Raw genomic sequence first — 397 nt, 5'->3', positions numbered from 1 at the left:
AAGCCGATCGCGGTCAGGAGGCCGATGCGCAGCACCGCCGGCATGGCGTTGAGCTCGCGCAGGCCGACGATCACTTCGGTGAAGACAGTGCCCCTGCGCGCCGCATTCACCCGCGCATCGGGCAGGAAATAGATCAGCCCGGCGGCGATGACGCAAAAAAGCGAGCAGAACAGATAGGCCGCGGCCGGCGAGAAATAGTGGATGCCCAGTCCGGCAATGCCCGAACCCGCGATCATGAAGCCCTGGCGGATGCTGCCGGCCATGGCGCTGATGCGCGGCTGATCCTTGCGTTCGCCCACCGCCTGCTGGATCGCATCCAGCGCGCCGGACATCACCACATAGCCCAATGACGCGCCGGCGGCGACGAACATCAGCGCCCACAGGCTCAAAGGCCAGC

General features: G+C 66.2%; 1 protein-coding gene. It reads right to left on the bottom strand.

The window, feature by feature from the left end; all coding sequences use genetic code 11:
• Window positions 1-371: hypothetical protein (locus ASE56_RS09885; protein ID WP_156371666.1), on the bottom strand; the 371-nt coding region annotated here is incomplete at its 3' end.
• Between the last annotated feature and the right edge of the window lie 26 nt (window positions 372-397).

It is taken from the genome of Microbacterium sp. Leaf203 (assembly GCF_001421275.1).
Lineage (GTDB): Bacteria > Actinomycetota > Actinomycetes > Actinomycetales > Microbacteriaceae > Microbacterium > Microbacterium testaceum_A.
This window is presented reverse-complemented; position numbering and strand designations above follow the sequence as displayed.